We start from the raw sequence: 21,615 nt of genomic DNA on the forward strand, positions 1-21,615 counted from the left end.
CGAATTCAGATCGAGCACGAAGCCGGGGCCATTGGGGCTGATCCCCACCCCGCCAATGCGGCCCACGATCAGCGGCAGCGGAAAGGCGATGTAATCATTCGATCCGGCATAGCTTGGCACCATTGCAGCGCCCAGACCAATGGTCGCCCAGGTTTCATCGAAAACCGGCTTGGCGAAGGCGGAAGAAGGCGGGGCGCCAGCGGGCCGGGGGTCAGATCCGGGGGCAGATTGGGGATCAGTTTGCACGCTCGCTTCTGCCTCCGCAGCGGCAGCATCGCCCTCCCCTTCCGATGCAAAGGCAGGGGCGGTGCAACTGGCAGCCAGTGCGAGCGAGGCAAGGGCGAAGCGTAGGGGCAAGGTTCAATCCTCGGGAACGGGCATGGGATACGAAGTGCGAGGGGCAAACGCCTGCACGCCTTATTGTTTCCGCGTGATGTTGCAACATTCTTTGCTGCATTCATCCTCGTGGGATCATTGCCCATCGGCGCGCCCTGTCCTAGGGCCGTAGTTGCATGGTCGACTCAGCCCGGAATCCCGAAAAATCCTCTGCCGTTCCGCATGATGTTGTCATCGTCGGCGGCGGACTTGCAGGCGGGCTGATCGCGCTGGCGCTGCACCGCCACGCGCCCGATTGCCGCTTCGTGGTGGTCGAGGCCGGGCGCACGCTGGGCGGCCACCACCGCTGGAGCTGGTTCGAAACCGATATCCGCGCCGGTGCGCGCAAGTTGATGGAAGGTTTTGCGCTCAATGGCTGGGATGAAGGCTATGACATCACCTTCCCCGGCCTTGGCCGCACTTTGCCGACGGCCTATCGCTCGCTCGCCAGCGCCGAGTTTCACCGGGCGCTGACAGAGGAATTGCCGGCTGATCGCGTGCTGTTGAATACCAAGGCGGCGGCACTTGATGCGGGCGGCGTGACGCTGGCCGATGGCACGCGGCTGGCGGCGCGGCGCGTGATCGATTGCCGCCCGTTCAAGGCTTCGCCAGCACTGTCTGGCGGTTGGCAGGTGTTCCTTGGCCAGCAGTTCCGTTGCCAGACGCCCCACGGCCTCACCCGCCCGGTGATCATGGATGCCAGCGTCGATCAGGTCGCCCCGCACGGCAATGGCGCAGCCTATCGCTTCGTTTATGTCCTGCCGCTGTCACCCACCGATGTGTTCATCGAAGACACCTATTACGCCGATCAGCCCAAGATGGACGCCGAAGTGCTGAAAGGCCGTGTGGCAGAATATGCCCATCGCAACGGGTGGAAAGGCGATATCGTCGATCAGGAGGCGGGCATTCTGCCGGTGATTTCGGGCGGGGATTTCAAGGCAGCGCTGGCCGAAGTGGCGATCCCCGGCGTGGCGCTGGCAGGCGCACGCGGCGGCTTTTCACACCCGCTGACCAGTTACACCCTGCCTTTCGCAGTCGATAATGCGCTGGCGATCGCGCACCTGATTGCATCCCGCCCCGATCTTTCGGGCACCGAACTTGCCGCCTTCTGCCAGCGCCGCGCCAAACGCCACTGGCGCTCCACCGCCTATTACCGGATGCTCAGCCGGATGCTGTTCGAAGCGGCCGAACCGCACAAGCGGGTGGTGGTGTTCGAACATTTCTATGCGCTGCGCGGCGCCTTGGTCGAACGGTTCTATGCGGGCAGGTCCACCTGGCCTGACCGGCTGCGCATCCTGACGGGCAAGCCGCCCGTAGCTATCCCGCGCGCGATCCGTGCGCTATTCTCATCAGGGAAGCCCCTGGACACCAAGCCTCTCAATATGGAGACTCCGGCATGAACGCCGACGTGAAGATCAACCTTGGCACCCCGTCCGGCGCGAAAGGGGTCAACCCCGCCCTGGCCGAACGTTATGCGGGCAAGACCGCCTGCGTGATCGGCGCAGGCTTTGGCGGCATGGCGCTGGCCGTGCGGCTGCAATCGGCAGGCATCGCCACCACCGTGATCGAAGGCCGCGACAAGCCGGGCGGCCGCGCCTATTTCTGGGAGCGGGACGGTTTCACCTTCGATGGCGGGCCGACGGTGATCACCGATCCGCCCTGCCTCAAGGAATTGTGGGAACTGACCGGCCACGACATCGCCGAAGATGTCGAGCTGATGAAGGTCATGCCGTTCTACCGCCTCAACTGGCCCGATGGGACCAACTTCGAATATTCGAACGACGAAGAACAGCTCAACGCCGAAATCGCCAAGCTGAACCCGGCAGATGTGGCAGGATATGCCCGCTTCCTGGAATATTCGGCGCGGGTTTACGAAGAAGGCTATCTGAAGCTCGGCACCAAGCCGTTCCTCGATTTCAAGTCGATGCTGAAGGCCGCGCCTGCCCTAATCAAGGAACAGGCGTGGCGTTCGGTCTACAGCATGGTCTCAAGCTACATCGAACACCCCAAGCTGCGCGAGGCTTTCAGCTTCCATTCGCTGCTGGTGGGCGGCAACCCGATGAACACATCATCGATCTATGCCCTGATCCACAAGCTGGAAAAGGACGGCGGCGTTTGGTGGGCGCGCGGCGGCACCAACCGGCTGATCGCGGGCATGGTGCGCCATTTCGAACGGCTCGGCGGCAAAATGATCGTCGGCGATCCGGCGGTGCAGGTGCATACGCTGGGCACCAAGGCGACCGAGGTGGAAACCCAAAGCGGCTTCAAGCAGCGCTTTGATGCCGTGGCCAGCAATGCCGACATCATGCACTCGTATAAAGACCTGCTGTCGGGCAGCGAACGCGGGAAGAAGGTCGCCAAGTCGCTGAACCGCAAGAGCTTCAGCCCGTCGCTGTTCGTGGTGCATTTCGGGCTGGAGGGCACCTGGCCCGGCATCCCGCACCACATGATCCTGTTCGCCAAGCGCTACAAAGGCCTGCTCGACGACATCTACAAGAACGGCGTGGTGCCCGAAGATTTCGCCATCTACCTCCACCACCCGACCGTGACCGATCCCAGCATGGCGCCCGAGGGCAAAAGCACGTTCTACGCGCTCGTCCCCGTCAGCCACATGGGCAAGATGCCGATTGATTGGGACGAGGTTGGCCCCAAGCTGGAAAAGATGATCCTTGATGAGCTGGAACGGCGGTTGATCCCCGATATCCACAGCAGGATCGTCACCAAGTTCAGCTATGCGCCCAAGGACTTCAAGCAGGATCTGAACGCCCACATGGGCAGCGCCTTCAGCCTTGAACCCGTGCTGTGGCAAAGCGCCTACCTGCGCGGGCACAACCGCGACGATGTGATCGACAATTACTACCTCGTCGGCGCGGGTACCCATCCGGGCGCAGGCATCCCCGGCGTGGTCGGCAGCGCGAAAGCGACCGCCGGGCTGATGCTGGAGGATCTCGCCGTCAGGGTCAGCGCATGATCGCGGCTCTGCTGGCACTGGCGGGGGTGGTGACCGATCTCGGCCCCTCGCCGCTGGCCGCCGAAGGGCACCAGTCCGGCTGGGAGGCAATCCCGGTCGACGACAAGGGCGAAGGCTGGATCGATACGGGCTGGCGCGACACGGCGGTGCTGGAAGGCCGCCCGATGGAACTGGTACTGCTGCGCATGAACCTGGAAGACAGTGACGGCCAACCGATGGTGTTCGATGCGATCATGGCGGTCGATTGCCCCGCGCAGACAATCGGCATGAAGGAAAGCTGGCTGTTCCTTTCGCGCTACGGCAACAATTTCCGTGCGCCGATCACCACGGTCACGATGGACTTTGCCGATAGCCCGCTCTCGATGGGCGATATGGCAATTCTGGGCCATGCCTGCACGGGAGCGAAGGCGGCACAATGAAACGACTGGCGGTTTATTGCGGTTCGGCCTCGCCCGAAGACCCGCGCTATATCCAGCTGGCCTATGATGTCGGCGCGGAACTGGCGCGGCGCGGCATCGGGCTTGTCTATGGCGGCGGCAAGCTGGGGCTGATGGGCGCAGTGGCCAAGGGCGCGAAGGATGCTGGCGGCGAAGTCATCGGCATCATCCCCGAAAGCCTTGTGCGCGCAGAGGTTGCCAATCTCGATTGCGATCAACTGATTACCGTCAGCGGGATGCACGAACGCAAGCAGAAGTTCACCGACCTTTCCGATGGCTTCGTGACGCTGCCCGGCGGGGTCGGTACGATGGACGAATTGTGGGAAGCGATGAGCTGGTCACAATTGGGCTATCACTCCGATCCGGTAGGTATCCTCAACGCATTTGGCTTCTATGACGATCTGCTGGCCTTCAACGCGAAGATGGCGGCGGTGGGCTTTGTGCGGCCTGCACACCAGAACATCCTGATCGCGGCGACTTCGATCCACGAACTGCTCGCCAAGATGGAGGCCTATCAGCCCCACACCCCGATCTTCCGCATGAAGGCCGAGGAACTGTAGGCTTGGGCATGGCGGTTGACCCAGCCACCCGCGCCGCGCTGGTCGAACATGCGCGGCTTTCGATCAAGCGCGGATCGCAGAGCTTTTCCGCCGCTGCGCGCCTGTTCGACAAGGAGACGCGCGAACGCGCATGGCTGCTTTATGCCTGGTGCCGCCGCGCCGATGACATTGCCGATAATCAGGAGATGGGCGGGGAATTGGGCGACCAGACCGATCTGGGTGAACGCCTCGCCCATATCCGCCGCCTGACCGCCCTCGCCTTCGCAGGGCAGCCGACCGGTGATCCGGCCTTCGATGCGCTGGGCGTGGTCGCCGCCGAAGTTGGCCTGACCCCGCAAATGGCAGAGGACGTGATCGCAGGCTTTCAACTGGACGCCGAGGACTGGCGCCCGCGCACGGAAGCCGACATGCTGCGCTATTGCTACCACGTGGCAGGGGCCGTGGGCGTGATGATGGCGGTGGTGATGGGGGTTGCGCCTGACGATCAGGAAACGCTCGACCGCGCGAACGACTTGGGCCTTGCCTTCCAACTATCGAACATCGCCCGCGATATTGTGGAAGATGACGCGGCGGGGCGGTGTTACCTGCCGGTCATGTGGCTGGTCGAACAGGATATCGAGCCGGGCCAGCACACCAAACCGCACCACCGGAAAGAACTCGCCGCGATGGCCGCCCGGTTGGTGGCACTGGTGGAAAAGCACGAGGCGGCGGCGCGGGTGGGCGCGGCAAAGCTGCCGTTCCGCAGCCGTTGGGCGGTGCTTTCCGCAGCACGGATCTACGGCGCAATCGGGCGCAAGGTCAGGAAGCGCGGTCCGGAGGCGTGGAAAACCCGCACCTATGTGCCGCGCGGCGAGAAAGCGCTGTATGGCGTGCGCGCGTTTCTTTCGGCGGCGATAAACCGCGAGAAGATGCCGGAAGGCGGGATCGACTGGGGTATTGCGGATTATCGGCCCCATTCCCCGCCCCGGGCTTGATCCGGGGCCCAGCTACCTTTGGCGGCAAGGAAAGAAGCGGGATCCCGGGTCAAGCCCGGGACGGGGTGATTGGAGACAGTTTCCTTTGCCGCGAAGCTGGACTAATCCGTCCCCATGAAAGCCATTCTCGCAATCACGGCTGCATTGCTCGCCGCGGCCCCGCTCGCCGCTGAGGAACAGAGCCCCGAACAGGCAGAGGTCATCGCCGCTGCCGACGCCTTTTTCGCCGCGCTGGGCAGCGATGACAAAACCGCGCTGGCGGGCGTCATGCACACCCAGGGCGTGATCTTCGTCCATAACCGGATGAACCCCGAAGCTCCGCGTGTTGACGCCGTGCCGGTCACCCATCATCTGGCGCGTTGGGCCAAAGGCACGCGCAAGGCCGACGAGGTGATGCATTACGAAGCCGTACTGGTAACGGGCGACATGGCGCAGGTTTGGGGGCCCTATTCCTTCTGGGCCGACTATGAACTGACGCATTGCGGGATCAATTCGCTGAGCATGGTCAAGACAGCAGGGGGCGTCTGGAAAGTCGCCAATACCAGTTTCACGATGGAACTGCCGAGCGAATGTGAGCGACTGGGCGTGCCGGGGTTCCCGGCGGACGCGGCGCGGGACGAGACACCATGATCACCAAACTCCTGATCGCCAATCGCGGCGAGATTGCCTGCCGCATTATCCGCACCGCCCGCGCGATGGGCGTGGCAACGGTTGCGGTCTATTCCGATGCCGATGCCAAGGCGCTGCATGTGCGCTCCGCCGACGAGAGCGTGCATATCGGCCCCTCGCCCGCTGCGGAGTCCTATCTGGTCGGCGCAAAGATCATCGCGGCGGCACAGCAGACGGGCGCTGATGCGATCCATCCGGGCTATGGCTTTCTGTCCGAGAACGCCGATTTCGCGCAAGACGTGATCGACGCTGGCCTGATCTGGGTCGGTCCCAAGCCTGCCAGCATCCGCGCGATGGGGCTGAAGGACGCGGCCAAGGCGCGGATGATCGAAGCGGGCGTTCCCGTCACCCCCGGCTATCTCGGCGCGGACCAATCGCTGGAGCGGCTGACCACAGAGGCAGACGCCATCGGCTACCCCGTCCTCATCAAGGCGGTCGCGGGCGGCGGCGGCAAGGGGATGCGCAAGGTCGACGCCCCAGCCGATTTCGCCGCCGCGCTGGAATCCTGCCGCCGCGAGGCCAAGGCCAGCTTCGGCAATGACGAAGTTCTGCTCGAAAAGTGGATCACCTCGCCCCGCCATATCGAGGTGCAGGTGTTCGGCGATAGCCACGGCAATGTCGTCCACCTGTTCGAACGTGACTGCTCGCTGCAGCGCCGCCACCAGAAGGTGATCGAGGAAGCCCCCGCCCCCGGCATGGACGCCGCCACCCGCGAGGCGATCTGCGCTGCCGCCGTGCGCGCCGCCAAGGCGACCCAATACGAGGGCGCGGGCACGATCGAATTCATCGCCGATGCCTCAGAAGGCCTGCGCGCCGACCGCATTTTCTTCATGGAGATGAACACCCGGCTTCAGGTCGAACACCCCGTCACCGAAGAAATCACCGGAGTCGATCTGGTCGAATGGCAGCTGCGCGTGGCGAGCGGCGAGCCGCTGCCGCTGGCGCAGGAGGAGCTGTCGATCAATGGCTGGGCGATCGAGGCGCGGCTCTATGCGGAAGACCCGGCCAAGGGGTTTCTGCCGAGCATCGGTCGGCTCGAAATGTTTTCGATCGATGATGGCTATAGCCGGATCGAAACGGGTGTTGAGCAGGGCGACGAGATTTCGCCGCATTATGATCCGATGATCGCCAAGCTGGTCGTTCACGGCAACGACCGTGAGGCAGCGATCTGGCAGATGGAAGATTGCCTTGAAGAACTGCTGGTCTATCCGGTCAAAACGAATGCGCCCTTCCTGCTGCGTGCTCTGACCTCCGATGAATTCGAAGGTGGCATGCTCGATACCGGACTGATTGGGCGGAATCCGCAATGGGCCGAAGCGGTCGCGCTTTCGCAAGGCGCGATCGATCAGGCGGCATTGCCCTATCTCCGGCGGGGAAGTGATGCCGCAGGCCTTGCGCCCACCGGCTTCCGTTTGAATGCCGCCCCGCGAACCGCTGTGGCGATGATGCATGGCAGCGAGGTCGTGACCGGCGATCCTGTGCGCCCGTTCGAGGGCGTGCTGCAATTTGATGATGGCGCAACGGTCTGGGTCAACGAAGCGGCCGAGACCTTCGCCTTGCGGCCCTTCGCGGCGCGAGGCACCGGCCAAGCCTCCGCCGCCGATGGCGCGATCATCGCGCCGATGCCGGGCAAGGTCATCGCGGTCGACGTCAGCGAAGGCCAGGCGGTCACCGCCGGGCAGCGGCTGATGGTGCTTGAGGCGATGAAGATGGAACACGCCCTCACCGCGCCCTTCGGCGGGGTGATCGAGGGGCTGGCGGTGAGCGCAGGCGCGCAGGTGCAGGTTGAGGCGGTGCTGTGCCGGGTGGTACCTGCGGGGGAATAACCACTCCACTTTTCGTCATTGCGAGCGTCAGCGAAGCAATCCATCACCTGACCTCGCACAATGGCGCAACGCCGGTTCATGGATTGCCGCGTCGCCTGCGGCTCCTCGCAATGACGAGGTAGGAGAGTGGGATGTCGTGGCAGAAAAAAATCGAAGAACTGCGCGCCCGCGAGGCGCTCGCCGAGCAGATGGGCGGCGCGGACAAGGTTGCGCGGCAGCACGGGCGCGGCAAGATGGACGCCCGCGCGCGGCTGGCGGCGCTGTGCGATGAAGGCTCCTTCCGCGAAATCGGCAAGATTGCGGGCAGCGCGAAGTATGACGCCAATGGCGACCTCGCGCAGGTCACCCCCGCCCCCTTCCTGTTCGGCAAGGCGCTGATCAATGGCCGCCCGGTCGTCGCCACGGCGGACGATTTCACCATTCGCGGCGGCGCGGCGGATGCGGGGATCGCGCGCAAGATGGTGCAGGCCGAGATGATGGCGCATCAGCTGAAGCTCCCGATCATCCGCATGATCGACGGCACCGGAGGCGGCGGCTCGGTGAAGACGCTCGAACAGATCGGCGCGACCTATATTCCCGCCGTGCCCGGCTGGGGCGATGTGGTGACGAACCTCGACACGGTGCCGGTGGTGGCGCTGGCTCTCGGGCCGACGGCGGGCCTCGGCGCGGCGCGGACGGTGGCGAGCCACTATTCGATTATGGTCAAGGGTTTGAGCCAGATTTTCGCCGCCGGCCCCGCGGTGGTCGATGGGCTGGGCGATGCTTACAAGGGCGGCGCGGCCAATCACGAGGAGGCCAAGGAAGCGCTCGGCGGATCGGCGATCCACACCCGTAACGGGGTGGTGGATGACGAGGTCGCCAGCGAAGCCGAGGCCTTCGCCCGCGCGCAGCATTTCCTCAGCTTCATGCCCGAATATGTCGGCCAGCCCGCGCGCCGCTCCGCCTGCGACGATCCCGCCGACCGGCGCGAGGAAGCGCTGCTCAGCCTCGTCCCGCGTGACGCGAAACAGGTCTATTCGATGCGCCGCTGCATGGAGATGCTGTTCGACACCGGCACCGTGTTCGAGATCGGCCGGCACTGGGGCCGCGCCGCGATCACCGCCTTTGCGCGGCTCGATGGCTGGCCGGTCTGCGTGGTGGCGAGCGATCCCAGCTACCTTGGCGGATCGTGGGAGGCCAAGACGTCCGAGAAAGTCGAACGCTTCGTGCGGCTCGCCGACCAGTTCCGCCTGCCGATCGTGCATCTGGTCGACAATCCGGGCTTCATGATCGGGCGCGAGGCGGAAGTTGCGGGGACGATCCGTTACGGGGTCAATGCCATGAACGCGATCTACCGCGCCACCGTGCCGCTCGCCAGCATCGTGATGCGCCGCGCCTATGGCATTGCAGGCAGCGCGATGAGCAATGCCGAACGCTACCAGTACCGCTATTGCTGGCCGAGCGGCGACTGGGGGAGCCTCCCCATCGCGGGCGGACTGGAGGTCGCTTACAAGGCGGAACTGGAAGCCGCCGACGATCCGCAAGCGCTGCTGGAAGAAATCCGCGAACGGCTCGCCAAGGTCACCTCTCCGTTCCGCTCTGCCGAGCGCTTCAATGTCGAGGACATCATTGATCCCCGCGATACGCGGCCGCTGCTATGCGAGTTCGCGGGATTGGCCTGGCGACGGCTTGGCGCGGACACATAATACTCGTCGTTGCGAGGAGCCGGAGGCGACGCCGCAATCCAGGGACAAACCTCACCGCGTGCGGACACGTTGGTTCATGGATTGCTTCGCTGCGCTCGCAATGACGAAGTGTATTACTCGAATTCCTTCGCCAGCCTTTGCCCTTCGGCCATATCGCCATCCGACGGGCCGAACAGCTTGCCCTTCTCGCTGAACAGCACCAGCACGAGGCAAACCAGCCCGCTCGCCAGCAAGGCCAGCGCCAGCGGGCGGGCCGTGCCGTCAAAGGCATAGCCGATTGCCCCGCCCAGCAGCGCCGCCGTTGTCATCCGCACGAAGCCGTGGGCCGAACTTGCCGCCCCAGCGATTTTGAAAAACGGGTTCATCGCAATCGCGCCGAAATTGCTGCCGATAAAGCCCAGCAACGCCATGTTGATCGCCATCAGCGGCACGAAATGCCACAGTTTTTCATCGGGCTGGAAGGCGAACATCACCTGCACCGCGCTCACCGCGATGAACACGAACAGCGCAGTGTGGCTGACCCGCCGAGCACCGAAGCGTTCGACAATGCGCGAGTTCGACCAGCTGGCAATCGCCATGGAACCTGCACAGATGCCGAACACGATAGGGAAGATATCACCCGCGCCGAAAGTTTCGGTGATCAGCTGCTGGGATGAATTGATGAAGCCGAACAAGGCGCCAAACACCACCGCCGAACCGAACACGTAACCGACCACGGATGGCATGGACAGCGCACGGCCCATGTTCACCGCGATGGTGCGCGGCAGGATCATCTGGCGGTTTTCCTCGGTCAGGCTTTCGGGCAGGCGGAAATAGACCCACGCCGCCATCCCCGCGCCCAGCACCGCCATCACGCCGAAGATCGCGCGCCAGTTGCCGAATTGCAGGATGGCCTGCCCGATGCTCGGCGCGACGGCGGGCACCATCAGGAAGATCACGAAGATCAGGCTCATCATCCGCGCCATCTTGTCACCGCCCACGCGGTCACGGATGATGGCGGGCGGCAAGGCGACAATCCCGGCGGCGAAAAAGCCCTGCGTGGCCCGCACGGCGATCAAAATGTCGTAGGTCGGGGCCAGCACGCACAGGATCGACAGCGCGATATAGACCGCGATCGATCCCAGCAGGATCGGCCGCCGCCCGAACCGGTCAGCCAGCGCGCCGGGCACCAGCGATCCCAGCCCGCCTGCCAGCAGATAGACCCCGATAACAAATTGCCGGTCATTGCCGCTGACTGAAAGATCGGCCGCCAGCGGATCGAGCGCGGGCAGGATCGCATCGATCCCGAAGGCGTTCAGCGCCATCAGCAGCGCCATCATCCACATCAGCTCGCGCTCGCCCAAGGCTTTGCGGAAAGGCCCCAAGGACGATGGGGAGGGGGCGTGCGTAGTGGCCATCGGGCGGCCATTGCCAAGGGGTTCGGCCGAAGACCACTGTTCATTTCGCATGTGCACAAAATGGCGCGCGGGGTGAAATGTTCCAGCAACAGTTCCTTCGGGGTGAGGAAGGTTCTATTTGTGCGGGATGGCCAGCCCGCCGCCCCCTGCCGAAGATGATGATGGCGCGTCCCCAAACCAGCCGGGTCTGCGCAAGATCATTCATGTCGATATGGATGCCTTCTTCGCCAGCGTGGAACAGCGCGACGATCCCGCATTGCAGGGCAAGCCGGTTGCCGTCGGCGGCGCGGGCGGGCGCGGGGTCGTGGCAGCGGCGAGTTACGAAGCGCGGCGGTTCGGGGTTAGGAGCGCCATGCCGTCGGTCACGGCGAGCCGCCTGTGCCCCGATCTGATCTTTGTGCGCCCGCGCTTCGATGCCTACAAGGAAGCCAGCCGCCAGATCCGCCGGGTGTTCGAGCACTATACGCCCATCATCGAACCGTTGAGCCTGGACGAAGCCTATCTCGATGTCACCGAAGACCGCCTCGGCATCGGCAGCGCGACCCGCATCGCCACGCTGATCCGGCAGGAAATCCGCGCCAAGACCCGCCTGACCGCCAGCGCGGGGGTGAGTTACAACAAGTTCCTCGCCAAGCTCGCCAGTGATCAGAACAAGCCTGACGGGCTGTGCGTGATCCGTCCGGGCGAAGGGGCGCAGTTTGTCGCGGGCCTGCCGATCCGGCGGTTCCACGGGGTCGGGCCGAAAGCCGAGGAGAAAATGCAAGCCCTCGGCATTGCCACCGGGGCCGATCTGGCGGGCAAGGATATTGCCTTCCTGCGCCAGCACTTCGGCAGCATGGCCGATTACCTCTACCGCGCCGCACGCGGCATCGACCTGCGCCCGGTCGCCGCGCACCGGGTGCGCAAGTCGGTCGGCGGGGAGCGGACATTCTCCGAGGACATCGGCAGCGGTGCGGCGCTGCGCGATACGCTGGAGACCATCATCGCCATCGTGTGGGACAGGATCGAGGCCAGCAGCGCGAAGGGGCGAACGGTAACGCTGAAGCTGAAGTTCACCGATTTCCGCATCATGACCCGCGCTGCATCGCTGCCCGATCTTGTGGCAGACCGCGATCAATTCGCCGCGCTTGCCCGCAGCCTGCTGGAGGCGGAATTGCCCCTGCGCGGGCCGATCCGGCTGATGGGGTTGACGCTCGGCAATCTCGAAGGGGCGCAAGTCGAAAAGCCCGCGCGTGACGAGGCGCAGTTGCGGCTGCTTTAGCCGATACCCCGCCCGCGCCACGCATCGATCCGCGTCCGCGTGGTGCGGCCCAGCGGTTCCGGCAGGGAATGCGACGGGAAGAAGCGTGCCTCGGTCACTTCCCGCCCGTCGGGGCGCGGGTGCTGGTCGCAGATCGCGGCGAACAGGTGGGCGGTGTGGGGCGCGCCGGAGATGACTTCTTCGATCACGGCAATCGGCTCGACCTTGCCGATTGCCATGCCCAGTTCCTCGCGCACTTCGCGCCGCGCGGCCTCTGCCGGGTCTTCGCGTGCATTCAGGCCGCCACCGGGCAGCGCCCAGACCCTGGGGCCATAGGAATGTTTCAGCAGCAGCACATCGCCTGCAAGGTTGGTGATCACCACACTGACCCCCGCAATCGGCGCCCCGCGCCAGCGCCGCCAGTAATGGCGGATGCTGTGCGCCAGCGGCAGCATTGCGCGGTGGAGCGGCGCAGGGATCAGCAAGGGCATCAGGTAAACACAGTGACGGGGATGCCGCGTGCGTCGGCAGCGCGCAACAGGCGGGCTATCGGCAGATCATTATCGCCAGCGCGGGCCGCCTCGAAAACCGCGCGCTTGTCCGCCGCGCCGCCCAGCGTGAACACCACCGCATTGGTCGCGGCGAGCGCCGGAATGGTCAGCGTGATGCGATCAAACGGCGCATGGGTGGGCAGGGGATCGGGTGTCAAACGGCGCACGGGCTGCTGGTCATCAATCTGCGGATCGGTGTTCGGGAATAGCGAGGCGATGTGCCCATCCGGCCCCATGCCCAGCCAAGTCAGCGCGAAATGCGGCGGCGCTGCATCTTGCGCCAGCGCCCTGACATGCGCGCCTTCCGGTTCCAGCAAGGCGCGGATCTTGCCGGTGTTGGAGGCTTCGTGATCTTCCGGCACGATCCGGTCATCATTGGGCCAGACCTGCCAGCCCGCCCATTCAATGCGTCCGCTTTCGATCAGCGCGGCGAGGATGGGAAAGGGCGTGGACCCGCCGGGCACAGTGATCGCCCCGGCTTTGGCCCCGGCCAGCCGGTCTGCCAGCCAATCGGCAATCGCGCGCGGATCGGCGCTTTCGATAATTGTGATGTCGGCCATGCGAAGGACCATAGCAAAAGGGCCGCCCCCGGCAACAGGGGCGGCCCTTCTTTAATCGCTACCCGAAGGCGATCAGCCGAGGATCGAGGTGAGGAACCACACGCGCTCTTCAGCCATGTCGGTCCAGTCGTCGAGCAGGCCGTCGGTGGCATTGTCGCCGGCCTCTTCGGCCAGTTCCTTCATGCCCTTGAGCCGATCGACCATCTTCTGGTTGTCGTCACGCAGTTCCTTGACCATGTCGTCGGGCGACAGGTCGGTGCTGTCCTGATCCTTGATCTGGGTGTGCTTGGCCACCGCGCCGATCGAGGTCAGCGTCATGCCACCCTGCTTGCGCACACGTTCGCCGATTGCGTCGATCTGGTCGCGGATCTCGATCGCCTGTTCGTCAAACAGCAGATGAAGATCGCGGAAGCGGGGGCCGGTGATGTGCCAGTGGAAATTCTTGGTCTTGGTATAGAGCGCGAAGTGATCGGCCAGCAGTCCGTTAAGCTCGGCCATCAGTGCGGTCTTGGAATTGGTGTCAGCCATGAGGCTCTCCTTCATATTCGGTGTGCGGGCCGGATCGGGCAACCGCGCGGGGTGTCGCCAAGATAACACGGATAGGCCCGGATTGTTTCATCGGGGTCTCAGTTCGCAATAATCGAACAAAGCGATCAATAGGCAGCGAAGCGGGCGTTCAATCCGATGAACAATGCCGCAATGATCAGGCACGCCGCCATTGCCAGCCGCACCGGGCGCAAGGGCCAGCGCGCCAGCCCTTTTGCGCCTAGGCTCCACCCCAGTACGATCGCGCCCGCCCCGCCCAGCGCTCCGCCCATGGCAGCGGTCAGCGGCAGGCTGGCCCATGCTGCCAGCGCAAACACCACGAACCGCGCCGCATCGCCGATCTGGCGGGCCAGCAGCACAATGCCGATCGCACCGAGCGAGCGGGTCGGTTCCTGCGGGGATTTGAGACGCACCGGCCACGCCAGTTCGAAAGCCGCGACGCCCAGCGCAAAGGCAACCAGCATCTGCGCGGCGCGGCGCGGCAGCATTGCGGCAAATTCAGCCCCCACCCACGCCATTGCCACAGCGCTGATAGCGGCGGCGGCGATGCCGGTCAGCAGCAGCGGCCAGCCCTGCCCCAATGCGTCAGACCACTGCGCCACCAGCCACTGATCGCGCCCGCCCAGCGCCAGCGCAAACACCAGCAGCAGTGCGAGCAGGAAACCGTCCACCGGGCGTTAGCCTAGGCCGTCCACGGCCCCGTGATCGCCAGCGTGGCGGTGGGCGAATAAAGGTTTACGAACAATACCTTGCCATCGGGCGAGAAGCATCCGCCTGCCGGCTCGGTCTGCGTACACATACGGGCCACAGGATAGGCGCGGCCGTCCGGCGTTACGCCGCGAATGTGGTTGTCGGTCACTTCGGTGTACTGATCTTCGCACACGATCAGGTGGCCGCTGGGGGCTACTGTCAGGTTGTCGCCGTAATTGAACTGTTCGGTGCTTTCGCTTTCAAAAAACAGCTCGATGGTGTCGGGCGCCCCTGCCACACCGGGGGTAAGCTTGAGGATCTGGCCCAGCTGCTTGGCCCCGCCGCTGGTGCAGCAGGCGAAAACTTCGCTGATGCCGCGGTTCACGCCCATGTGCAGCCCTTCCCCGCGCGCGATCAACGTCGCACCCTTGGCGGCAGCGCGGATGCGCAGATCGTCCTTGGGGGCTTCGGGCTCGTCAAGATCGATCCATGTCACGGCATAGGGCTTGCGCAGTGCCATCAGGCCGGTGGCCCAGTTGCGCGAATCCGGCAGGGCATCGATCGACATGGCCTGCAAGCGCCCGCCTTCGGCAAGGCGGCCCGGCACCTTGGGCACGAAGCGATAGAACACCCCGTCGTCGCGGTCTTCGGTCATGTACACAATGCCGGTGGCCGGATCGACAGCAGCGGCCTCATGGTTGAAGCGGCCCATCGCGGTCAGCGGCACGGCATCGATGATCCCGCGCGCGCTGGCGGGCACTTCGAACACCCAGCCGTGGTTCTTCTCCAGCCCGTCGCCGTAACGCTGGCCGGGGCCGGTGGGGGCTTCCTCGCAGGTCAGCCAGGTGCCCCACGGCGTCACCCCGCCCGAACAATTGCGGATCGTGCCGCCAAGGCTGCGGAACTGGCGTTTCACCGCCAGCGTTTGGGCGTCGAGCACGATATTGGTCGTCCCGCCGGATACAAACGCGCCGTTACGCTTGCCGAAGCCCTTGGCAATCGGGCCGCCTGCATCATGCTGCGGCTGCAATTCGTGATTGCGCACCAGCGCGATTTCGCCGTTACCAAGGTCGAAACAGCCCATTCCGTCGGCGCGGTCGGGCACGGTGCCGCCATCATCCATCGCATCGCCAAGGCTTGAGATCACGCGGTAGGAGAAGCGTTCCGGCAGATCGATCAGCCCCGCGGGATCGGGCACCAGCGCCCCATATCCGGTGAAGCCATTAGCAGCGCTGCGCGGTGCCGCGGCATGGGTGCCCCCCCGCGTCATGCAGCCGCTGGCGGCAAGCGCGGCAAAGGCGGTGGCGGTCGCGCCAAGGAAACGGCGGCGATCAGCGGCGAAAGCGGGGGTCTGGATCATGTCCGCACGATTACCGACCCGCCTCTGGCGCGGCAAGCCTTTCGTCCCCGCGCCTCTGCCAATTGTACAGGTAGCGCGCGCCGCCCAAACCGCCTAGCCACAGGCAAAACACGATAAAGGGAGAGCATATTCATGAAGATCGAACCGGGCTTGGCAGCGGTGGTCACCGGCGGCGCAAGCGGGCTGGGCAAGGCCAGCGCCAAGGCCTTTGCCGATGCCGGCATGAAGGTCGCCATTTTCGATATCAATGATGAAGCGGGCGAGGCCCACGCGGCAGACATCGGCGGCACTTTCCACCATGTCGACATCATGGACGAGGCCAGCGTCGAAGCCGGTTTCGCCGCCGCCCGCGCCGCCCACGGGCAGGAACGGGTAACCTTGCACTGCGCAATGGCTTCGCGGCGCGGCAAGACGCTGGGCTGGGATAAGGAAGCAGGCACGTTCAAGCGCCTTTCGACCGAGGATTACGCCTTCGGGGCCGAGGGCATTCTGGTCGCCAGTTACCGTGTCGCCAGCATTTCGGCGCTGGGGATGGCGAATGCCGATCCGGCCAACGATGATGGCGAACGCGGATGCATCATCCTCACCGCCAGCGTCGCCGCGCAGGACGGGCAGATCGGGCAGGTGATCTATGGTTCGTGCAAGGCGGGAGTGAACGGTCTTGTCCTGCCCATGGCGCGCGATCTGATGGATATGGGCATCCGCGTGAACTCGGTCATGCCCGGCATCTTTGCCACCCCGCTGATGCTGGGGATGAAAGACCGCAACCCGCCGATGTGGGCGCAATTGAACGCTTCTGTCCCCTTCCCCAAGCGTTTGGGTGAGCCGGAGGAATTTGCCTCGCTGGTTTTGGAGATCGCGCGCAACAGCTATATCAACGGCCACCAGTTCCGGCTGGACGGGGCGATCAGAATGCCGCCTAAGTAAACGCTTACCCCGCGTCGTCATTGCGAGGAGCCGCAGGCGACGTGGCAATCCATGAATGAACCTCGCCGCGTGCGGAAGCGGTTGGCCATGGATTGCTTCGCTTCGCTCGCAATGACGAGGAGATACGAAAATGACCACCGCCACCAACGAATATCCCACCAAGGCATACGGCGCGACCGCGCCTGACAGCGGGGTCGGGCCGATGCAGATCACCCGGCGGGGGCTGCGCCATGACGATGTGCTGATCGAAATCACGCATTGCGGCATCTGCCATTCCGATCTTCATTCGGCCCGCAATGACTGGGGCGGAACCACCTATCCGATCGTGCCGGGCCACGAGATCGTAGGCACGGTCAGCGCGATTGGCGACAGCGTTACCCGCCATGCCGTCGGCGACCGGGTGGCAATCGGCTGCATGGTCGATTCCTGCCTCGAATGTTCGCATTGCGAGGCTGATCTCGAACAATACTGCAAATCGGGCGGCATGACCGGCACCTATAACGGCACTGACCGGCGCGATGGCACCCAGACATTTGGCGGCTATTCCGAACGGATCGTGTGCCGCGAGGAGTTCGTGCTGCGGCTACCCGCCAGCCTGCCAAGCGCCGAAGCTGCGCCGTTGCTGTGCGCCGGGATCACATCTTACAGCCCCTTGCGCACATGGAAGGTCGGGCCGGGCAGCAAGGTCGCCGTCGCCGGGCTGGGCGGTCTGGGTCACATGGGGGTGAAGCTGGCAGCCGCGATGGGGGCCGAGGTTACTGTGCTCAGCCGCAGCGAAAGCAAGCGCGACGATGCGGCCAAGCTGGGCGCGCACGCCTTCCTCAATACCGAGGATAAAGCCGCCATGAAGGCCGCACGCGGCACCTTCGACATGGTGCTCAACACCATCCCCGTGCGCCACGATGTGGTGCCTTACCTGCACCTGCTGCGGATTGACGGGGTGCAGGTGCTGGTCGGCCTGATCGGCCCGATGCCCGAAATCCACACCGGCGTGTTACTGGGCCGCAAGGTGCTGACCGGCAGCGGCATCGGCGGGTTGGCCGAAACGCAGGAAATGCTCGATTTCTGCGCCGAAAAGAACATCCTGCCCGAGATCGAGGTCATCGCGATGCAGGATATCGCCGCCGCCTATGACCGGATGGAGGCGAGCGACATCAAGTATCGCTTTGTGATCGACATGGAGAGCCTGCGCGCAGCCTGATGCAGTGATGCATGTTTGCAACGCAATAAATGCAATACACGCACCGCCTGCGGCAAAACATTTGTGCAGGCGGTGCGAATCTGGCACGCCTAATCCTGCAGTAACGGTAGCCCGCCCATAAATCAGAGGCACCGTGCAGCACGCAGGTGGAACGATCCAAACCTCTCTATGGAGCGTTCCTTATGTCCATTCGTTTTGCTTCGGCTGCTTCGGCCGTCGCGTTCATCGCCAGCTTTGCCACGCCCGCCTTTGCGAGCGATACCGAAGCTGCTGTTGTCGGCCCGGTCGATAACGCCGCCACCGAAATCACCGGCACCGAAATCACCATCGCGCCGGACGCTGCTGTCGCCCTGCGCGCAATCGAGCCGATCGATCTCGCCACGGCCAGCTATCAGTCGGATGCGGAACCGGCCATCACCGTATCGGGCAGCGCCACGCTCACCTCGGATTACCGCTTCCGCGGCGTTTCGCAGACCGATGAAGGCATGGCGATCCAGGGCGGCTTCACCATCAGCCACGCAAGCGGGGCCTATATCGGCACCTGGGGTTCGAACCTTGCTGGCTGGGGCACCTTTGGCGGCGCCAACATGGAACTCGATATCTTCGCCGGCTATGCCATGCCGGTTGGTGAAGGCACGCTGGATGTCGGCGGCACCTGGTTCATGTATCCCAGCGGCGCAGACACCACCGACTTTGTCGAATTCTATGCCAAGCTTTCGGGCGATGCCGGCCCGCTTTCGCTGACCGCCGGTGTGGCCTATGCCCCGTCGCAGGAAGCGCTGGGCAAGGTGTTCCTGACCGGCGCGGCTGCGGCTGCGGGCATTCCCGATGATGCGGGCGACAAGGAAGACAACCTCTACCTGTTCGGCGATGCCAGCTTCGCCATCCCTGACAGCCCGCTTTCGATCAGCGCCCACCTCGGTTATTCGGATGGCAACGCGGGCCTTGGCCCCAATGGCACCAGCATCGCGCCGACCGGCACTTATTTCGATTGGTCGGTGACTGCGGCGGTCACGGCTCTGCCGGGCCTCGATCTGGCGGTCGCCTATGTCGATACCGACATTTCGCAGGCTGAAAGCGCCTATCTGCTGCCAAACTTTGCCAAGCTGGATGGCGGCAGGATTGCCGGCAGCACCATCGTGTTCTCGGTTACTGCATCGTTCTGATCGCAAGCCGCGTGACATGAAGGGGCGCCTTGCCAATGCGGCAGGGCGCCCTTTCCTTTTGCCCGCCGTCCCGATAGGTTTCGCGCAACAACCTGATCACAGGTGCACGGAGAGGGATGATGATGCGGATTTCGGTTCTTGCGGCAGTGGCCGCTGCGGCAGCTTTGGCTCCGGCGAGCGAGGCCGCGGCGGGCAAACGCTATCAGGCCAGCATCACCCGCACCACTTTCGGCATTCCCCATATCGAAGCGCGCACCTGGCAGGGCGTCGGCTACGGGGTCGCCTATGCCTATGCGCAAGACAACCTGTGCCTGCTGGCCGAGGAGTTTGCCACGGTCGCGGGTGAACGCTCGCGCCACTTCGGGCCAGAGGCAAAGGCGGTGCTGGGGTTTCAGGAGGTCGATAATCTCGCCTCCGACACGTTCTTTCGCGCGGTGATCGATCTGCCAGCCTTGCGTGACGGCGTGAAAGGGCAGGCGCGCGAGGCACAGCTGCTCGCCGAAGGCTATGTCGCCGGATATAACCGCTTTCTCAAGGATGCAGGCGCGGAAGGCGTTCCGGCGGACTGCCGCGGCAAGCCGTGGGTGCGCCCGATCACCATGGATGATCTGCTGCGCCTGACCGAAAAGCAGATGCTGCTGGCAAGCTCGCTGGCGCTTGCCCCCGGCATCGCCGGTGCCGCGCCTCCGGGCGAAGCGCAGGCCAAGGTTGCGATGACACTACCAAGGCAAGACGAACTCGGCATCGGCAGCAATGGCTGGGCCTTCGGCGGCGATGCCACGGCGGACGGGCGCGGGCTGGTGATCGGCAATCCGCACTTTCCGTGGAACGGGCCGAGCCGGTTCTGGCAGATGCATGTCTCCGGCCCTGATGGCTATGATGCGATGGGTGTGGGGATTGCGGGCAGCCCGATCCCGACGCTGGGCTTCAACCGCGATGTCGCCTGGACCCACACCGTCACCGCCGCGCGCCATTTCACCCTGTACCAGCTGACACTCGATCCGGCTGATCCGACCCGCTATCTGGTCGACGGGCAAAGCGTGGCGATGGAACCGCACAGCATCACCGTGCCGATGCCCGAAGGCACGCCGGACGTTACCCGTACGCTTTACAGCACCCGCTTCGGCCCGGTGGTTGTCATCCCGCAATCGGGTGTGACGTGGAGCGCCGCCAACGCCTTTGCAATGAAGGATGCCAATCGCGGCAACCTGCGCGCGATCGAAACGTGGCTGCGCATCGGACAGGCGAAAAACGTGGGCGATATCCAGTCCGCGGTCAGCGAAACGCTGGGTATTCCGTGGGTCAACACCATCGCGGCGGATCGCAATGGCGATGCGCTCCATGCCGATGTCACCGCCGTACCCAATGTCTCGGCAGACAAGATCAAGGCCTGCTCCACGCCGATTTCCGGCCTATTCGCCTCGCTCGCCACGTTGCTCGACGGGGCGCGGGCGGAATGCGATTGGGACGCGGCGGCAGGCACGCCCGAACCCGGCCTGATGCCCGCAAGCGATCAGGCCGCCACTATCCGGCGCGATTACCTCACCAATTCCAACGACAGCTACTGGATAAGCAATCCGCGCATCCCGCACCCCGCGCTGTCCCCGATCCTCGGCAAGCACGCCGCCGAGTTGACCCTGCGCACCCGTTCCAATTTCACCGAGACCGAGGCGCTGCTCGCCAGCGGCAAGGTCGATCACGCCAGCGCCAAAGCGATGGCCTTCGCCAACAAGAGCCTTGCTGCCGATATGGCGGTAGACCCGCTGCTCGCGCTGTGCGCGCGTCAGAACGATGCGGCTACCGACACAGCACGCGGCTGCGCGGCGCTGGCCGGATGGGATCGCCGCTACGAGGCATCGAGCAAGGGCGCAGCCCTGTTCCGCGCCTTCTGGGCAAAGGCCGCGCGCGTGCCCGGCCTGTGGGCGGTGCCGTTCGACCCGGCCGATCCGGTGAACACCCCGCGCGATATCGCCGCTGACACAGCGGGCGACAAGTTGCTCGGCGCACTGGGTGAAGCGGTGGGCGAACTTGACGCGGCAGGCATCGCGCTCGACGCCGAATGGGGTAGCGTGCAGCAATGGCGCGTGGGCGATGAAGGCATCCCGATCCACGGCGGCCCCGGCACCGCAGGCGTGCTCAACTATCAGGACGCCCGCCCTGCCCCCGGCGGCGGATTGGTGCCGGTGCACGGGACAAGCTATATCCAGATCGTCGGCTTCGATGATGCCGGGCCGGTGGCGGACGCGGTCCTCAGCTACAGCCAGTCGACCGATCCGGCCTCGCCCCACTTTGCCGATCAGACCCGCGCCTATGCGGCCAAGCAGTGGCACCGCCTGCCGTTCGACAGGCGCGCTATCCGCGCCGCCGCGATTGGCAAGACCAAACGGATTGCGGAATAAACGGCAGGGGCTGGCGCGCGGCGGGCTGCTTTCGGCAGCAAACCCCGCACGGGTAAGCCCGCTGGTTTCGGAAACACGACC

The 21,615-nt window shown here is 64.6% G+C and carries 19 protein-coding genes and 1 pseudogene; 13 read left to right on the top strand and 7 right to left on the bottom strand.

Features of this window, described 5'->3' with window-relative positions; genetic code table 11:
- Positions 1-357 (bottom strand): annotated as a pseudogene (locus IP79_RS13080) (MipA/OmpV family protein); the annotation flags it as partial.
- Between the two features lie 155 nt (positions 358-512).
- Between IP79_RS13080 and crtY the strand changes: the two are divergent.
- The 8 genes from crtY (at position 513) to IP79_RS13120 (ending at position 9,497) form a co-directional block, all read left to right on the top strand.
- Complete coding sequence (crtY, locus tag IP79_RS13085) at positions 513-1,775, top strand: lycopene beta-cyclase CrtY (RefSeq protein ID WP_054119755.1); 1,263 nt, start codon at positions 513-515, stop codon at positions 1,773-1,775.
- A complete protein-coding gene (locus IP79_RS13090; RefSeq protein ID WP_082337220.1) occupies positions 1,772-3,346 on the top strand; it encodes a phytoene desaturase in 1,575 nt (524 codons plus the stop codon). Before crtY ends, IP79_RS13090 begins: the two co-directional genes overlap by 4 nt.
- Positions 3,343-3,765 carry a hypothetical protein gene (locus IP79_RS13095; protein WP_054119756.1) on the top strand — a complete coding sequence of 141 codons (423 nt, stop codon included), beginning with the start codon at positions 3,343-3,345 and terminating at the stop codon, positions 3,763-3,765. The genes IP79_RS13090 and IP79_RS13095 overlap by 4 nt, the downstream gene beginning before the upstream one ends.
- Positions 3,762-4,343 carry a TIGR00730 family Rossman fold protein gene (locus IP79_RS13100; protein ID WP_054119757.1) on the top strand — a complete coding sequence of 194 codons (582 nt, stop codon included), beginning with the start codon at positions 3,762-3,764 and terminating at the stop codon, positions 4,341-4,343. Before IP79_RS13095 ends, IP79_RS13100 begins: the two co-directional genes overlap by 4 nt.
- Before the next feature lie 8 nt (positions 4,344-4,351).
- A complete protein-coding gene (locus IP79_RS13105) occupies positions 4,352-5,317 on the top strand; it encodes a phytoene/squalene synthase family protein (protein WP_054119758.1) in 966 nt (321 codons plus the stop codon).
- Between the two features lie 114 nt (positions 5,318-5,431).
- Complete coding sequence (locus IP79_RS13110) at positions 5,432-5,947, top strand: hypothetical protein (protein ID WP_054119759.1); 516 nt, start codon at positions 5,432-5,434, stop codon at positions 5,945-5,947.
- Positions 5,944-7,812, top strand: a complete 1,869-nt coding sequence (locus tag IP79_RS13115; protein WP_054119760.1) for an acetyl-CoA carboxylase biotin carboxylase subunit — start codon at positions 5,944-5,946, stop codon at positions 7,810-7,812. Before IP79_RS13110 ends, IP79_RS13115 begins: the two co-directional genes overlap by 4 nt.
- Before the next feature lie 131 nt (positions 7,813-7,943).
- Complete coding sequence (locus IP79_RS13120) at positions 7,944-9,497, top strand: acyl-CoA carboxylase subunit beta (protein ID WP_054119761.1); 1,554 nt, start codon at positions 7,944-7,946, stop codon at positions 9,495-9,497.
- A 113-nt stretch (positions 9,498-9,610) separates the two neighbouring features.
- Here the strand turns inward: IP79_RS13120 and IP79_RS13125 are convergent, their stop codons facing one another.
- The gene (locus IP79_RS13125; RefSeq protein WP_420705632.1) at positions 9,611-10,945 is read right to left on the bottom strand and encodes a multidrug effflux MFS transporter; all 1,335 of its coding nucleotides are present in this window, start codon (positions 10,943-10,945) and stop codon (positions 9,611-9,613) included.
- 76 nt (positions 10,946-11,021) lie between these two features.
- Between IP79_RS13125 and dinB the strand changes: the two genes are divergently transcribed.
- Complete coding sequence (gene dinB / locus IP79_RS13130) at positions 11,022-12,155, top strand: DNA polymerase IV (protein ID WP_054119762.1); 1,134 nt, start codon at positions 11,022-11,024, stop codon at positions 12,153-12,155.
- Here dinB and IP79_RS13135 read toward each other — a convergent pair.
- From IP79_RS13135 to IP79_RS13155, 5 genes are all read right to left on the bottom strand, one after another.
- Positions 12,152-12,625 (bottom strand): NUDIX hydrolase, encoded by a 474-nt coding sequence (locus tag IP79_RS13135; RefSeq protein ID WP_054119763.1) that lies wholly within the window; start codon positions 12,623-12,625, stop codon positions 12,152-12,154. The genes dinB and IP79_RS13135 overlap by 4 nt on opposite strands.
- Positions 12,625-13,245: a 6-phosphogluconolactonase gene (locus IP79_RS13140; protein WP_054119764.1), complete on the bottom strand. Its 621-nt coding sequence runs from the start codon at positions 13,243-13,245 to the stop codon at positions 12,625-12,627. Before IP79_RS13140 ends, IP79_RS13135 begins: the two co-directional genes overlap by 1 nt.
- 72 nt (positions 13,246-13,317) lie before the next feature.
- Positions 13,318-13,773, bottom strand: coding sequence for a Dps family protein (locus IP79_RS13145; RefSeq protein ID WP_054119781.1), 456 nt, complete (start codon positions 13,771-13,773; stop codon positions 13,318-13,320).
- 125 nt (positions 13,774-13,898) lie between these two features.
- Positions 13,899-14,462: a hypothetical protein gene (locus IP79_RS13150; protein WP_054119765.1), complete on the bottom strand. Its 564-nt coding sequence runs from the start codon at positions 14,460-14,462 to the stop codon at positions 13,899-13,901.
- An 11-nt stretch (positions 14,463-14,473) separates the two neighbouring features.
- A complete protein-coding gene (locus IP79_RS13155) occupies positions 14,474-15,841 on the bottom strand; it encodes an alkaline phosphatase PhoX (RefSeq protein ID WP_054119766.1) in 1,368 nt (455 codons plus the stop codon).
- A gap of 132 nt (positions 15,842-15,973) precedes the next feature.
- On the opposite strand from IP79_RS13155, the gene IP79_RS13160 reads away from it, so the two are divergent.
- The 4 genes from IP79_RS13160 (at position 15,974) to IP79_RS13175 (ending at position 21,534) form a co-directional block, all read left to right on the top strand.
- Positions 15,974-16,768 (top strand): SDR family oxidoreductase, encoded by a 795-nt coding sequence (locus IP79_RS13160; RefSeq protein WP_054119767.1) that lies wholly within the window; start codon positions 15,974-15,976, stop codon positions 16,766-16,768.
- A 130-nt stretch (positions 16,769-16,898) separates the two neighbouring features.
- The gene (locus IP79_RS13165) at positions 16,899-17,969 is read left to right on the top strand and encodes an NAD(P)-dependent alcohol dehydrogenase (RefSeq protein ID WP_054119768.1); all 1,071 of its coding nucleotides are present in this window, start codon (positions 16,899-16,901) and stop codon (positions 17,967-17,969) included.
- Between the two features lie 182 nt (positions 17,970-18,151).
- Positions 18,152-19,135 carry a TorF family putative porin gene (locus IP79_RS13170; protein WP_082337221.1) on the top strand — a complete coding sequence of 328 codons (984 nt, stop codon included), beginning with the start codon at positions 18,152-18,154 and terminating at the stop codon, positions 19,133-19,135.
- Positions 19,136-19,251: 116 nt separating this feature from the next.
- Positions 19,252-21,534, top strand: coding sequence for a penicillin acylase family protein (locus IP79_RS13175; RefSeq protein WP_233994212.1), 2,283 nt, complete (start codon positions 19,252-19,254; stop codon positions 21,532-21,534).
- The last annotated feature ends 81 nt before the right edge of the window (positions 21,535-21,615 follow it).

It is taken from the genome of Porphyrobacter sp. AAP60, from assembly GCF_001296025.1.
Lineage (GTDB): Bacteria > Pseudomonadota > Alphaproteobacteria > Sphingomonadales > Sphingomonadaceae > Erythrobacter.